The organism is Mycobacterium sp. NGS27 (assembly GCF_059813005.1).
In genome coordinates this window covers 221,125-235,638 of record NZ_JCALDT010000004.1, presented here as the reverse complement: position 1 = coordinate 235,638, position 14,514 = coordinate 221,125, and the positions used below count along the sequence as shown (strand labels likewise).

General features: G+C 67.7%; 11 protein-coding genes. 9 read left to right on the top strand and 2 right to left on the bottom strand.

Annotated elements, in window-relative coordinates:
* Entirely contained in the window at positions 1–1,044 is a 1,044-nt protein-coding gene (locus AC5Y30_RS12580) for a M23 family metallopeptidase (RefSeq protein ID WP_499918486.1), read from the bottom strand.
* A 329-nt stretch (positions 1,045–1,373) separates the two neighbouring features.
* Between AC5Y30_RS12580 and sucC the strand changes: the two genes are divergently transcribed.
* The 3 genes from sucC to AC5Y30_RS12565 all read left to right on the top strand — a co-directional run bounded on the left by sucC (position 1,374) and on the right by AC5Y30_RS12565 (position 5,086).
* A complete protein-coding gene (sucC, locus tag AC5Y30_RS12575; protein WP_499918484.1) occupies positions 1,374–2,537 on the top strand; it encodes an ADP-forming succinate--CoA ligase subunit beta in 1,164 nt (387 codons plus the stop codon).
* Positions 2,538–2,549: 12 nt separating this feature from the next.
* A complete protein-coding gene (sucD, locus tag AC5Y30_RS12570) occupies positions 2,550–3,452 on the top strand; it encodes a succinate--CoA ligase subunit alpha (RefSeq protein WP_499918483.1) in 903 nt (300 codons plus the stop codon).
* A gap of 110 nt (positions 3,453–3,562) precedes the next feature.
* Entirely contained in the window at positions 3,563–5,086 is a 1,524-nt protein-coding gene (locus tag AC5Y30_RS12565) for an acetyl-CoA acetyltransferase (RefSeq protein ID WP_499918482.1), read from the top strand.
* A 96-nt stretch (positions 5,087–5,182) separates the two neighbouring features.
* On the opposite strand, the gene AC5Y30_RS12560 is transcribed toward AC5Y30_RS12565, so the two are convergent.
* Complete coding sequence (locus tag AC5Y30_RS12560; RefSeq protein ID WP_499918481.1) at positions 5,183–6,031, bottom strand: LLM class F420-dependent oxidoreductase; 849 nt, start codon at positions 6,029–6,031, stop codon at positions 5,183–5,185.
* 255 nt (positions 6,032–6,286) lie between these two features.
* Here AC5Y30_RS12560 and AC5Y30_RS12555 point away from each other — a divergent pair, with 255 nt between their 5' ends.
* The 6 genes from AC5Y30_RS12555 to AC5Y30_RS12530 all read left to right on the top strand — a co-directional run bounded on the left by AC5Y30_RS12555 (position 6,287) and on the right by AC5Y30_RS12530 (position 14,482).
* Positions 6,287–7,198, top strand: coding sequence for a DUF5336 domain-containing protein (locus AC5Y30_RS12555; RefSeq protein ID WP_499918480.1), 912 nt, complete (start codon positions 6,287–6,289; stop codon positions 7,196–7,198).
* Between the two features lie 47 nt (positions 7,199–7,245).
* Entirely contained in the window at positions 7,246–8,613 is a 1,368-nt protein-coding gene (locus tag AC5Y30_RS12550) for a cell division protein PerM (protein ID WP_499918479.1), read from the top strand.
* A gap of 133 nt (positions 8,614–8,746) precedes the next feature.
* Positions 8,747–9,394 carry a phosphoribosylglycinamide formyltransferase gene (gene purN / locus AC5Y30_RS12545; RefSeq protein ID WP_499918478.1) on the top strand — a complete coding sequence of 216 codons (648 nt, stop codon included), beginning with the start codon at positions 8,747–8,749 and terminating at the stop codon, positions 9,392–9,394.
* A complete protein-coding gene (gene purH, locus AC5Y30_RS12540) occupies positions 9,391–10,974 on the top strand; it encodes a bifunctional phosphoribosylaminoimidazolecarboxamide formyltransferase/IMP cyclohydrolase (RefSeq protein WP_499918477.1) in 1,584 nt (527 codons plus the stop codon). Before purN ends, purH begins: the two co-directional genes overlap by 4 nt.
* Before the next feature lie 93 nt (positions 10,975–11,067).
* A complete protein-coding gene (locus tag AC5Y30_RS12535) occupies positions 11,068–12,456 on the top strand; it encodes a sigma 54-interacting transcriptional regulator (protein ID WP_499919008.1) in 1,389 nt (462 codons plus the stop codon).
* Entirely contained in the window at positions 12,449–14,482 is a 2,034-nt protein-coding gene (locus AC5Y30_RS12530) for a vWA domain-containing protein (protein ID WP_499918476.1), read from the top strand. The genes AC5Y30_RS12535 and AC5Y30_RS12530 overlap by 8 nt, the downstream gene beginning before the upstream one ends.
* Positions 14,483–14,514: the final 32 nt, after the last annotated feature.

Genomic DNA, 14,514 nt, shown 5'->3' with positions numbered 1-14,514 from the left:
TCAGCCAGCGTAGTTGCCGACTGTAAGACCACGCTTAGCGAGCCACGGCACGGGATCGATCCGTTCGGTGCCGCCCTGCAGCACCTCGAAATGCAGGTGGGGGCCGGTGGAATTGCCCCGGTTGCCCATCGTGGCGATCTGGTCGCCGGCCATCACGCGCTCACCGACGCTGACGAGCGTGGTGTTGACGTGGCCGTAGAGCGTGACCGTCCCGTCGGCGTGGCGCAACTTGACCAGCATCCCGTAGCCGCTGGCCGGCCCGGAGTCGATGACCACGCCGTCGGACACCGCGTAGATCGGTGTGCCGATCGAGTTGGCCAGGTCGATACCGGCGTGCAGCACCCCCCAGCGGTAGCCGAAGTTGGAGGTGAAGATGCCCTTGGTCGGCATCACGTAGAGCGGCTGCGACAACCGCGCCTCGCGTTCGGCGCGGTCGTTGGCGAAGGCGACGCCCTTGGCGAGCTCCTGGTTGTGCAGTGCGGCGGTGGCCGACGGCGCCGCGGCGATCACCTGCGGGCCGCGGACGGTGTTGCTGCCCGCCCCGCCGCCCAGCGCCGACGCGTTGGCGGTCAGCACCGCGTCGGTTGTGGGGGTGTCGGCGTGGCTGGTGGCCGTGTGGGCGGCCGCGGCGGCCGCTCCCGCCGCCATCGCCGAGATCAGCAGGCGGCCCCGGGCCGCGCTGGTCGGTTGCTTGCGGTGCTGTCCTGCGCGGCGGACGCCTACGACGTCGACGGTGTGCGAGCGATCCGGGCGTCGTTCGGTGCGAGGCTCGACGATCACCCGCGGCAGCACCTCGGTGACGGGTGCGGCCAGCCAGACCGGACGTACGTCGTCGGCCTCGTGCAGGTCGTCGAGCTCGGGCGCCAGCAGCACCTGCGCTTCGTTGTCGAAGGGTGAGTCGCCGTTGAAGTCCAGGTCGCCAAGATCGCCGGCGTCGTCGCTGAACTCGAAGTCGTCGAAGTCAAAGCCGTCGAGCGGAAGGATTTCCGTGACCTCGGTGCGATGCGGTGCTTCGGCCCATCGGGCGCCTGCCGCGCGACCCACCCTCACGACGCCTTCGGTTACGGCAGAAGACCGGGCAAAACGGTGCTGGGACAACCTGAAATGTCCTCGTATCGTGACCATAACGTTATCTGGACCCTAGGAAGGTATCCGCTAACGCGCGGGGCTGGCAACCTCGTCGGAAAATCAGGGCGGAATTGTGATTTGGATCACGCGGACAGTCAACCCACGGCTCGTGAGCTGTGCCACATCGGCGGACGCGGCGGTAATCGCCGTTGGAGGGGTGGATACAGTTCGTCCGTGCGAGTTGCCGGGTGCGGCAACGCCCACCAAGAGGCCTAGTAGTTGAGTCGAGCGAAGACAGAGAGTCCATGGACCTTTTCGAGTATCAAGCAAAAGAGTTGTTCGCCAAGCACAACGTACCGACTACGCCGGGACGCGTGACCGACACCGCCGAGGGCGCGCGCGAGATCGCGACCGAAATCGGCCGTCCGGTGATGGTCAAAGCGCAGGTGAAGGTCGGCGGACGCGGCAAGGCGGGCGGCGTCAAATACGCGGCCACGCCCGAAGACGCCTACGAGCACGCCAAGAACATCCTCGGTCTCGACATCAAGGGACACGTCGTGAAGAAGCTGCTGGTGGCCGAGGCCAGCGACATCGCCGAGGAGTACTACATCTCCTTCCTGCTCGACCGCGCCAACCGCACCTACCTGGCCATGTGCTCGGTCGAGGGCGGCATGGAGATCGAGGAGGTCGCGGCGACCAAGCCCGAGCGGCTGGCCAAGGTTCCGGTGGACGCCGTCAAGGGTGTCGACCTTGCTACCGCGCGCTCCATCGCCGAGCAGGGCCACCTGCCCGCCGAGGTGCTCGACGCCGCCGCGATCACCATCAACAAGCTGTGGGAGGTCTTCGTCGCCGAGGACGCCACCCTGGTTGAGGTCAACCCGCTGGTGCGCGACCCGCAAGACCAGATTCTTGCGCTGGACGGCAAGGTCACATTGGACGCCAACGCCGACTTCCGTCAGCCCGGTCACGCGGAGTTCGAGGACCGCGACGCCACCGACCCGCTGGAGCTCAAGGCCAAGGAGCACGACCTCAACTACGTCAAGTTGGACGGCTCGGTCGGCATCATCGGTAACGGCGCGGGCCTGGTGATGTCGACGCTCGATGTCGTCGCCTACGCGGGCGAGAAGCACGGCGGCGTGAAGCCGGCCAACTTTCTCGACATCGGTGGTGGCGCGTCGGCGGAGGTGATGGCCGCGGGCCTCGACGTCATCTTGAACGACAAGCAGGTCAAGAGCGTGTTCGTGAACGTGTTCGGGGGTATCACCTCGTGCGACGCCGTCGCCAACGGGATCGTGACGGCGCTGAACATGCTCGGCGACGAGGCCAACAAGCCGCTCGTGGTCCGGCTCGACGGCAACAACGTCGACGAAGGCCGCCGCATCCTTGCCCAAGCCAACCACCCGCTGGTGATCCAGGCCGAGACCATGGACGCCGGTGCCGACAAAGCCGCCGAGCTGGCGAACAAGTAGGGGAGTCAAGCCATGTCGATCTTCTTGAACAAGGACTCCAAGGTCATCGTCCAGGGCATCACCGGCGGTGAGGGCACCAAGCACACCGCGCTCATGCTCAAGGCCGGTACGCAGGTGGTGGGCGGCGTCAACGCGCGCAAGGCAGGCACCACCGTGTCGCACGTGGACCCGGTCGGTAAGGACGTCGAGCTCCCGGTCTTCGGCACCGTCGCCGAAGCGATGAAGGAGACCGGCGCGAACGTGTCGGTCGTCTTCGTCCCGCCGAAATTCGCCAAGGACGCGATCATCGAGGCGATCGACGCCGAGATCCCGTTGCTGGTGGTCATCACCGAGGGAATTCCGGTGCAGGACAGCGCCTTTGCTTGGGCCTACAACGTGGACAAGGGGCAGAAGACGCGCATCATCGGGCCGAACTGCCCGGGCATCATCACCCCGGGTGAGGCGCTGGCCGGCATCACCCCGGCGAACATCAGCGGGCCCGGTCCGGTCGGGCTGGTGTCCAAGTCGGGCACCCTGACTTACCAGATGATGTACGAGCTGCGCGATTTCGGCTTCTCCACCTCGATCGGCATCGGTGGTGACCCGGTGATCGGCACCACCCACATCGACGCCATCGAGGCCTTCGAGAAGGACCCCGACACCAAGGTCATCGTGATGATCGGGGAGATCGGCGGTGACGCCGAGGAGCGCGCGGCGGACTACATCAAGGCCAACGTCTCCAAGCCGGTCGTCGGCTATGTCGCGGGATTCACCGCGCCGGAGGGCAAGACGATGGGACACGCGGGCGCCATCGTGTCCGGCTCGTCGGGCACCGCGGCCGCCAAGAAGGAGGCCCTGGAGGCCGCCGGCGTGAAGGTCGGCAAGACGCCGTCGGAGACGGCGGAGCTGGCCCGCAAGATCCTGCAGAGCCTGTAGTTCTTCACCGAGACCGTGGTCAGATCGCGAATCCGCGAACTGACGACGGTTTCGTTTCGGCTCCAGCCATCGGTTAGCCTGTCGAACTAACAGTTGCCAGGAGGTTTGTCATGGCGGTCGAGCCGCGAACCCCGGTGCTCGTCGGGGTCGGCCAGTTCACCGAGCGCATCGACGACCCCGCCTATCGGGGAATGTCGGCGGTCGACCTCGCGACGGCGGCCGCGCGGGCAGCACTTGACGACACCGGCGCCAAAGGCGTCGCGCAGGCCATCGACACGGTCTTCGGACTACGGCAGTTCGAGATCTCTGGACCGATGCCCGCGAGGCTGGGCAAGTCGAACAACTACCCGCGTTCGGTGATGAACCGGCTCGGCGGCGATCCCGCCCGCGTAGTACTCGAACCGGTCGGCGGGCAGGGGCCGCAGAAGCTTGTCACCGAGGCGGGCAACGCGATCGCGGCGGGTGAAGCGGACGTCGTCATGATCATGGGCTCGGAGCCGGGATCGACGGCTCGCTACTTCGCCGATCGCGAGGACAAACCCGACTTCACCGAACATGTCGAGGGCCAACTGGAAGATCGCGGCCACCAGATCTCGAGCTACATCGACGAATACACGATTCAGCACGGTCTGACCGGGGCGCCCGTGCAGTACGGGCTCCTGGAGAACGCCCGCCGCGCGCGGCTGGGGCGCAGCGTGGCCGACTATCGGCGCGAGATGGCCGAACTGTTCGCCCCGATGTCCAAAGTGGCTGCCAAGAACCCGCTTTCGTCATCACCGGTGGAGCGGTCGGTCGACGAGATCAGCACGATCACCGACGACAACCGAATGATCTGTGACCCCTACCCCCGTCTGCTCGTCGCCCGCGATCAAGTCAACCAGGGCGCGGCGGCGGTGCTGACGTCAGTAGAGGCGGCGACCCGCTTGGGCGTGCCGGAGGAGAAGTGGGTCTTTGTGCACGGCCACTCGGACATGATCGAGCAGGCGATGCTCGATCGCGTCGACCTCGGTGCCAGCCCCGCGGCGGTCCATGCTGCCCGAGAAGGTTTGCGGGTAGCCGGAATCGGCGTCGACGACATCGATACCTTCGACTTGTACAGCTGCTTTCCGTTCCCGGTGTTCGTGATCTGCGAAGCGCTGGGCATCGGCGGCGACGACCCGCGCGGCCTGACCCTGACCGGGGGATTGCCGTACTTCGGTGGTCCCGGAAACAGCTACTCGCTGCACGGTATCGCCGAGACCGTCGCGCAGATGCGGGACAGGCCAGGGCGATTCGGCTTCGTCGGCGCCAACGGCGGCATCATGAGCAAGTACTCGGTCGGAATCTACTCGACTACACCCGTGAACTGGCGCACGAACAACTGTGCGGAGCTGAAGAAGGAGATCGACGCGCTGCCGAAGGTCGACGTCACCAAGACACCCGACGGCGCGGCGACGATCGAGACATACTCCGTGCACTACGATTGGCCGGTCCGCACCGGCGTCATCGTCGGCAGGCTCGAAGCGGACAACACTCGGTTCATGGCCACCACCGACGACGACGAACTCGTCGCGTTGATGTGCGATGGCGATCCGCTCGGTGCCGAGATCTCGGTGTGGTCGACCGGCAACGGCAACCGGGCTTCGCTCGGCTAGATGTACCACCGCGTCTGAGCGCGCGACACTTAAACCACGCACACGACACGCCGCGAACGGTCGCCGTGGTTTAAGTCTCGCGGAGATGAAAGGCAGTCAGACCAGGGCCGCCAGCTTGCCCGCCAAACGCTCGACGTAGGCGGCCACCTCGTCCTCCGACTTATCCGGCAGACCGAACAACACCTCGGTCACCCCCAGCTCGGCCCACCTGGCCAGCTTCTCGGGCACCGGCTTGAAGTCCAGCGCCACGATCTGGGGGGCGCCGTCGCGGCCGGCCGTAGCCCAGGTGTCCTGCAGCAGCTTCACCGGCTCGTCGATGTCGAAATCGCGCGGGGTGGTGATCCAACCGTCGGCGCTGCGCGCGATCCACTTGAAGTTCTTCTCGGTGCCCGCGGCACCCACCAGCACCGGGATGTGCGATTGCACCGGCTTTGGCCAGGCCCAGCTCGGGCCGAACTTCACGAATTCACCGTCGTACTGAGCCTCTTCTTCGGTCCACAGCGCCCGCATCGCTTCGAGGTATTCGCGCAGCATGGTGCGGCGCCGGCCGGCCGGCACGTTGTGGTCGGCGAGTTCGTCGGTGTTCCAGCCGAACCCGACGCCCAGGCTGACGCGTCCGCCCGACAAGTGATCAAGGGTGGCAATACTTTTGGCCAGCGTGATCGGGTCGTGCTCGACCGGAAGGGCCACCGCGGTGGACAGCCGCACCCGCGAGGTGACCGCGCACGCCGCGCCCAGACTTACCCATGGGTCTAGTGTCCGCATGTAGCGATCGTCGGGCAGCGATTCGTCCCCCGTCGTGGGATGAGCCGCCTCGCGCTTCACCGGAATGTGAGTGTGTTCTGGCACGTAGAAGGTCGCAAAGCCGTGGTCGTCGGCGAGCTTCGCGGCCTTCGCCGGGGAGATGCCACGATCGCTGGTGAAAAGCACAAGCCCGTAATCCATGCAGAGAATTAGAACGTGTTCTACCTGTGCTGAGCAAGCCGCGGTGGCACGGACCGTCTCGCGAGCGGCGCGTGGCGACGCCGGTGCGGGCCCCGCCGCGCAAGCCAGTGGCAGCGGCACGGGTTACCGCACGTGCGCTAGCGTGGGTGATCGACCGCGTCGCTAACGCAGCGAGGCGCCTGCAAGCACAGCGTTGCAACTGCAACCGTGGCGACCGCTAGGCAGTTCAAGGCACTGGAAGCAACAGGAGGAGCCATGACCTACTCTCCCGGAAGCCCGGGCTATCCACCGTCGCAATCCGGCGGCGCCTATGCGGGCGGCACACCGTCCTTCGCGAAGGATGACGACGGAACGAGCAAGCTGCCGTTTTACCTCAACGTCGCGGTGGTGGTCCTCGGTCTTGCCGCGTACCTGCTGAACTTCGGTCCCACCTTCACCATCGGCGCCGACCTCGGTCCGGGCATCGGTGGGCGCGCCGGCGACGCGGGCACCGCGGTCGTGGTTGCGGTGCTGGCCGCGCTGCTCGCCGGACTCGGCCTGCTGCCGAAGACCAAGAACTATCCGGGAATCGTTGCGGTGATCGCGGTTTTGGGCGCCTTGCTGGCCATCACCGAGACGATCAACCTGCCCGCCGGGTTTTCGATCGGCTGGGCGATGTGGCCGCTGGTGGCGGCCGTAGTGCTCCAGGCCATCGCCGCGGTCGTCGTTGTTCTGCTCGAATCCGGCGTCATCACCGCGCCGGCGCCGCGACCCAAGTACGACCCTTACGCGCAATACGGCCAGTACGGGCAGTACGGCCAGTACGGTCAACAGCCTTACTACGGCCAGCAGCCGGGCGCTCAGCAGCACGGCGGCCAGCAGCAGTCGCCGCAGGGGTACGGGTCGCAGTACGGCGGTTACTCGCCGAGTGCGGCACCCACCCAGAGCGGCGTCCCGACCGGCGGTTTCGGCGCTCAACCCTCGCCGCAGTCGGGACCCCAGCCGTCCGCGCAGCAGCATGGCTCGTCCACTCCGCCCACCGGCTTCCCCAGCTTCAGCCCACCGCCGAACACCGGTGGATCGGATGCCGGTTCGGCGACCGCCAACTTCTCCGAGCAGGGTGGGGGCCAGCAGTTCGGCCACGAGCAGCAGTCGCCGTCTTCACCGTCTGGGCCAGCGCCCTCCTAACCGTGCGCTGTCGCGCCTAGTCGGGGACGTGCCCCAGAGTGACACGGGTGGAGGACAACCGGGCAGCGGGCGCTCGCCAGGCGCGTGACCTCGTCAGGGTCGCGTTCGCCCCGGCGGTGGTGGCGTTGGTCATCATCGCCGCGGTCACGCTGACCCAGTTGTTGATCGCCAACAGCGACATGACCGGCGCGCTGGGCGCCATTGCCAGCATGTGGCTGGGGGTGCACCAGGTACCGGTGTCGATCGGCGGCCGCGAACTGGGCGTGATGCCGCTGTTGCCGGTCCTGCTGATGATCTGGGCGACCGCGCGCAACACCGCGCGGGCCACCACGCCCCACTCGTCGTGGCTGGTCGTCCGCTGGGTCATCGCGTCGGCGCTGGGCGGTCCGCTGTTCTTGACGGCGATCGCCCTGGCGGTCATCCACGACGCGTCGTCGGTGATCACCGAGCTGCAGACGCCGAGCGCGCTGCGGGCGTTCCTCAGCGTGCTCGCGGTTCATGCCGCCGGCGCCGGGATCGGTGTGTGGTCCCGGGTGGGACCACGCGCGCTGGCTGCGTCGCCGCTGCCGTTCTGGCTGGGCGATTCCTTGCGTGCGGCCACCGCCGGTCTGCTCGCACTGCTCGGACTTTCCGGGCTGGTGACGGCGGGATCGCTGGTCGTGCACTGGTCGACCATGCAGGAGCTCTACGGCATCACCGATTCGATCTTCGGCGAATTCAGTCTCACCCTGTTGTCAATGTTGTACGCGCCCAACGTGATTGTGGGCACCGCGGCGATGGCCGTCGGGTCCAGCGCGCACATCGGGTTCGCGACATTCAGTTCGTTCACCGTGTTCGGTGGTGATATCCCGGCCCTGCCGGTGCTGGCCGCCGTCCCCAGGCCTCCGTTGGGGCCGGTCTGGGTGGCGCTGCTGATCATCGGCGCGTCGTCCGGGGTGGCGGTCGGTCAGCAATGCGCCCGGCGCGCGCTGCCGCCGCTGGCGGCCGCGGCCAAGCTGCTGGTCGCCGCGGTCGCCGGGGCGCTGGTGATGTCCGTGCTCGCGTATGCCGGCAGCGGCCAGCTGGGCAACTTCGGCCACGTCGGCGTGGACCAGAGCGCGTTGTTGATCGGCGTCTTCTTCTGGTTCGCGGTCGTCGGCGGGGTCACGGTGGTGATGAGCGGTGGGGTCCGGCGTCGTCCCCGGCAACCCAAGGCCAGACCGGCGCCGGCCGAGGAGGCGACGGCCGAGGACACGACGCCGGTGGACCCGGCCGACGAGGCGCCCACCGACGCAGTGGACTCGGGCGATTCCGGCGCCCGGGTCGAACCTGACGCGCCGGGCGAGTCTGCCGCAGCCGACGCGTCGGTCGGCGACGACGAGCCGCCCCTGGCCGAACCCGAGTCGGGGGCGACCGAGCGAGATTCGACGGACTAGGTCTTTTGCCCGCCTCGTAGCGACACCGTTGCGCGGGCGGGTGCGACACCGGCGATTGTCGCTCAGAGGTGGGCAATTCCCCTGCGGCCAGCCTCATCGTCACGGGGATGACGCCGACAGTAGGCTCGCCGATGTGGTCGAACCGCTCCATGTGCCCCCGAACGCACCGGCACGGGTAGTGGTACTGGCGTCGGGCACCGGGTCGCTGCTGAATTCCCTGTTGACGTCGGCCGTCGCGGACTATCCGGCCCGGGTGGTCGCCGTCGGCGCCGACCGCGACTGCCCGGCCATCGAGATCGCCGCGGCCGCCTCCGTGCCCGCATTCACCGTCCGACTCGGCGACCACCCAAACCGCGACGCCTGGGACGCGGCCATGACGGAGGCCACCGCCGCGCACTCGCCCGACCTGGTGGTCTCCGCCGGCTTCATGAAAATACTTGGACCGCAATTCCTTTCGCGATTCCATGGCCGCATCATCAACACGCACCCGACGCTGCTGCCGGCGTTCGCGGGTGCGCACGGGGTGGCCGACGCGCTGGCCTACGGCGTGAAGCTCACAGGCTGTACGGTGCACCTGGTAGACGCCGGGACGGACACCGGGCCGATCCTGGCGCAGGAATCCGTTCCGGTGCTCGACGACGACACCGAAGAGACCTTGCACGAACGCATCAAAGTCACCGAACGAAAGCTACTGGTGGACGTGGTGGGCGCGATCGCGACAGGCGGCCTGACCGTGGTCGGGAGAAAAGCGACGATCGGACGAAAGGCGATGAACCGATGAGCACCGACGACAGGCGCGAAGACGCCAAGCGGCCGATCCGGCGCGCCTTGATCAGCGTGTACGACAAGACGGGGCTGGCCGACCTCGCGCAGGGACTGGCGGGTGCGGGTGTGGAGATCGTCTCGACCGGATCCACCGCGAAGGTCATTGCGGACAAAGGCATTCCGGTAACCCGGGTCGAGGAGTTGACCGGTTTTCCCGAGGTTCTCGACGGCCGGGTCAAGACGCTGCATCCGCGCGTGCACGCGGGCCTGCTCGCCGACCTTCGCAAACCCGAGCACGCCGCCGCGCTCGAGGAACTCGGCATTGCGGCGTTCGAGCTCGTCGTCGTCAACCTGTACCCCTTCACCGAGACCGTCGACTCCGGGGCCAGCATCGACGAATGCGTCGAACAGATCGACATCGGCGGGCCGTCGATGGTGCGGGCCGCGGCGAAAAACCATCCCAGCGTGGCGGTGATCACCGACCCCAGGGGCTACGACGGTGTGCTCGCCGCGGTACGCGAGGGCGGCTTCAGCCTCGCCGAGCGGAAAAAGCTGGCGTCGCTGGCGTTTCAGCACACGGCCGAATACGACATCGCGGTGGCGAGCTGGATGGAGTCGACGCTGGCCCCCGAACACCCGCCGACGACCTTCCCGAAGTGGCTGGGCCGCAGCTGGCGGCGCTCGGCGATGCTGCGCTATGGCGAGAACCCGCACCAGCAGGCCGCACTCTACAGCGACCCCGGCGCGTGGCCGGGGTTGGCGCAGGCAGAGCAGCTGCACGGAAAAGAGATGTCCTACAACAACTTCACCGATGCGGACGCGGCCTGGCGGGCCGCCTTCGATCACGAGCAGACCTGCGTGGCGATCATCAAGCACGCCAACCCGTGCGGGATCGCCATCTCGTCGGCATCGGTCGCGGACGCACACCGCAAGGCGCACGAATGCGATCCGCTGAGTGCGTTCGGCGGGGTCATCGCAGCCAACACCGAGGTCAGCCTGGAAATGGCCGAATACGTCAGCACCATCTTCACCGAGGTCATCGTGGCCCCCGCCTATGAGCCGGCCGCCCTGGAGGTGTTGACCCGCAAGAAGAACATCCGGGTTTTGGTGGGTTCGGAGCCGCTGAGCGGGGGGACCGAGCTGCGGCCGATCAGCGGCGGCCTGCTGGTGCAACAGCGCGACGAGCTGGACGCGCACGGCGACAACCCGGTCAATTGGACCCTGGCCACCGGCTCACCCGCCGACCCGGCGACGCTGGCCGACCTGGTGTTCGCCTGGCGCGTGTGTCGCGCTGTGAAATCGAACGCGATCGTGATCGCGGGCGGCGGCGCCACCATCGGCGTCGGCATGGGTCAGGTGAACCGGGTCGACGCGGCGCGACTGGCCGTCGAACGCGGCGGCGAGCGGGTGCGCGGTGCGGTGGCGGCCTCGGATGCGTTCTTCCCGTTCCCGGACGGACTGGAGACGCTGACCGGCGCGGGAGTGAAGGCGATCGTGCATCCCGGCGGATCGGTGCGCGACGACGAGGTGACCGCGGCGGCCACCAACGCGGGCATCACGCTGTATCTCACCGGGGCGCGTCACTTCGCGCATTAGTCACGGTGCCCGCAGCGACGCACGTGTCAATAAGCGTTCGGTGAACGCCCTTGGCATGACTCGTCTGACCCCGCGTCGTAGCGTGGAGTGGTGATGTCACCGAGCAACCTGCCCCGCACCGTCGGCGAGCTGCGCGCCGCCGGTCATCGTGAACGGGGAGTCAAACAGGAAATCCGCGAAAATCTGCTCGCACGCCTCGCCGAAGGCGGAGACGGTGAAGCCATCTGGCCGGGGATTCTGGGGTTCGACGACACCGTGTTGCCTCAGCTGGAACGGGCGCTGATCGCGGGCCACGACTTCGTTCTGCTCGGCGAACGGGGCCAGGGCAAGACCCGACTACTGCGCGCGCTGACCGGCTTGCTCGATGAGTGGACGCCGGTGATCGCCGGCGCCGAACTGGGCGAGCACCCCTTCTCACCGATTACGCCGGAGTCCATCCGCAAGGCCGCCACCCTGGGCGACGACCTGCCGGTCGAATGGAAGCACCGCAGCGAGCGCTACACCGAAAAGCTCGCCACCCCGGACACCAGCGTCGCCGACCTGGTCGGCGACATCGACCCGATCAAGGTCGCCGAGGGCCGCAGCCTCGGAGACCCGGAGACCATCGCGTACGGCCTGATACCGCGCGCCCACCGCGGCATCGTCGCGGTCAACGAACTGCCCGACCTCGCCGAGCGCATCCAGGTGTCGATGCTCAACGTGATGGAGGAGCGCGACATCCAGGTCCGCGGTTACACGTTGCGCCTGCCGCTGGACGTGTTGGTGGTCGCCAGCGCCAACCCCGAGGACTACACGAACCGCGGGCGCATCATCACTCCGCTCAAGGACCGTTTCGGCGCGGAGATCCGGACCCACTACCCGCTCGAGCTCGAAGCGGAAGTCGGTGTCATCGCGCAGGAAGCGCACCTGTCCGCCCAGGTTCCCGGCTATCTGATGCAGATCATCGCCCGGTTCGCCCGGTACCTGCGCGAGTCCAACTCCGTCGATCAACGCTCCGGGGTGTCGGCGCGGTTCGCGATCGCCGCCGCCGAGACGGTCGCCGCCGCCGCGCGACACCGCGGCGCGATGCTGGGGGAGACCGATCCGGTGGCCCGGGTCGTCGATCTGGGCACGGTGATCGACGTCCTGCGCGGCAAGCTCGAATTCGAATCCGGCGAGGAAGGCCGCGAACAGGCCGTGCTCGAACACCTGCTGCGCCGGGCGACCGCGGACACCGCGTCGCGGGTATTGGGCGGCATCGACGTCGGATCGCTGGTGGCCGCGGTGGAGGGCGGTTCGGCGGTGACGACGGGCGAGCGGGTCTCGGCCAAGGATGTGCTGGCCGCCGTCCCGAGCCTGGCGGTGGTGGACAAGATTGCGGCCAAGCTGGGTGCGCAGTCGGAAGGCGAACGCGCCGCGGCGCTGGAGTTGGCGCTCGAGGCGTTGTATCTGGCCAAGCGCATCGACAAGGTATCCGAGGAGGGCCAAACCGTCTATGGCTAGGTCTGATGATGACGACCCGCAGCGCCCGGCTTCGCCGCGCCTGCGATCGTCACGAGGGCACTCCTCGCGTTACTCGGCGTACACCGGCGGGCCCGACCCCCTGGCCCCGCCGGTGGACCTGCGCGAGGCGCTCGAACAGATCGGCCAAGATGTCATGGCCGGCACGTCGCCACGCCGCGCGCTGTCCGAGCTGCTGCGTCGCGGCACCAAGAACATGCCGGGCGCGGATCGGCTGGCCGCCGAGGCTAACCGGAGACGACGGGAACTGTTGCGGCGCAACAACTTAGACGGAACGCTGCAGGAGATCAAAAAACTTCTGGACGAGGCCGTGCTGGCCGAACGCAAGGAGCTGGCTCGCGCGCTTGACGACGACGCCCGCTTCGGCGAACTGCAACTGGACGCGCTGCCGTCGTCGCCGGCCAAGGCCGTCCAGGAGCTCTCCGACTACAACTGGCGCAGCGGCGAGGCCCGTGAAAAGTACGACCAGATCAAGGATCTGCTCGGCCGCGAGATGCTGGATCAACGCTTCGCGGGCATGAAGCAGGCGCTGGAGGGCGCCACCGACGAGGATCGTCAGCGGGTCAACGACATGCTCAACGACCTCAACGACCTGCTGGACAAGCACGCCCGCGGCGAGGACACCCAGCAAGACTTCGAAGACTTCATGGACTCCCACGGCGAGTTCTTTCCCGAGAACCCGCGCAACGTCGATGAGTTGCTGGACTCGCTGGCCAAGCGTGCCGCCGCCGCGCAGCGTTTTCGCAACAGCCTCAGCGCTGAGCAGCGCGCGGAGCTGGATGCCTTGGCGCAGCAAGCTTTTGGGTCACCAGCGCTGATGCAGGCGCTGGACCGGCTCGACGCGCACCTGCAGGCGGCGCGGCCGGGGGAGGACTGGAGCGGGTCCGAGCAGTTCTCCGGTGACAACCCGTTCGGGATGGGCGAGGGCACCCAGGCGCTGTCCGACATCGCCGAGCTGGAGCAACTGGCCGAGCAACTGTCGCAGAGCTATCCGGGCGCCACCATGGACGACGTCGACCTGGATGCGCTGGCGCGTCAACTCGGAGACGAGGCGGCCGTCGACGCCCGCGCCCTTGCGGAATTGGAACGCGCGCTGGTCAATCAGGGCTTTTTGGACCGCGGTTCCGACGGCCAGTGGCGGTTGTCGCCGAAGGCCATGCGTCGGCTCGGCGAGACGGCGTTGCGCGATGTGGCACAACAACTTTCCGGGCGCCGCGGCGAGCGCGACCATCGGCGCGCGGGAGCGGCCGGCGAACTCACCGGTGCCACCCGACCCTGGCAGTTCGGGGACACCGAACCGTGGAACATCTCCCGCACATTGACCAATGCCGTGCTGCGGCAAGCGGGAACTGCCACCCTGGACGGCCGCGACGGGCGGTTGAAGCTCACCGTCGACGACGTCGAGGTCTCCGAGACCGAGACACGCACGCAGGCCGCGGTCGCGCTGCTGGTCGACACCTCGTTCTCCATGGTGATGGAGAGTCGCTGGCTGCCGATGAAGCAGACGGCGCTGGCGCTCAACCATCTGGTGTGCACGCGTTTTCGTTCGGATGCCTTGCAGATCATCGCTTTTGGCCGATATGCCCGGACGGTGACCGCCGCGGAGCTCACCGGGCTCGAGGGCGTCTACGAGCAGGGCACCAACCTGCATCACGCGCTGGCGCTGGCCGGTCGGCATCTGCGCCGGCATCCCAACGCGCAGCCGGTGGTTTTGGTGGTGACCGACGGTGAGCCCACCGCGCACCTGGAGGACTTCGACGGCGACGGCACGACCGTGTTCTTCGATTACCCACCGCATCCGCGGACCATCGCGCACACCGTGCGCGGCTTCGACGAGATGGCGCGGCTGGGCGCCCAGATCACCATCTTCCGGCTGGGCAGCGACCCTGGTCTTGCCCGGTTCATCGACCAGGTCGCCCGACGCGTCGAGGGGCGGGTCGTGGTGCCCGATCTCGACGGCCTGGGAGCGGCCGTGGTCGGTGACTACCTGCGGTCTCGTCGTCGTTAGGCGCCTTGCAGACCGCGTCCGGGTAGGTGTGT

Excerpts from the sequence above, each read along its gene's own strand:
- sucC (WP_499918484.1), top strand. The coding sequence starts at position 1,374 with ATGGACCTTTTCGAGTATCAAGCAAAAGAGTTGTTCGCCAAGCACAAC.
- sucD (WP_499918483.1), top strand. The coding sequence starts at position 2,550 with ATGTCGATCTTCTTGAACAAGGACTCCAAGGTCATCGTCCAGGGCATC.
- AC5Y30_RS12565 (WP_499918482.1), top strand. The coding sequence starts at position 3,563 with ATGGCGGTCGAGCCGCGAACCCCGGTGCTCGTCGGGGTCGGCCAGTTC.
- AC5Y30_RS12560 (WP_499918481.1), bottom strand. The coding sequence starts at position 6,031 with ATGGATTACGGGCTTGTGCTTTTCACCAGCGATCGTGGCATCTCCCCG.
- AC5Y30_RS12555 (WP_499918480.1), top strand. The coding sequence starts at position 6,287 with ATGACCTACTCTCCCGGAAGCCCGGGCTATCCACCGTCGCAATCCGGC.
- purH (WP_499918477.1), top strand. The coding sequence starts at position 9,391 with ATGAGCACCGACGACAGGCGCGAAGACGCCAAGCGGCCGATCCGGCGC.
- AC5Y30_RS12535 (WP_499919008.1), top strand. The coding sequence starts at position 11,068 with ATGTCACCGAGCAACCTGCCCCGCACCGTCGGCGAGCTGCGCGCCGCC.
- AC5Y30_RS12530 (WP_499918476.1), top strand. The coding sequence starts at position 12,449 with ATGGCTAGGTCTGATGATGACGACCCGCAGCGCCCGGCTTCGCCGCGC.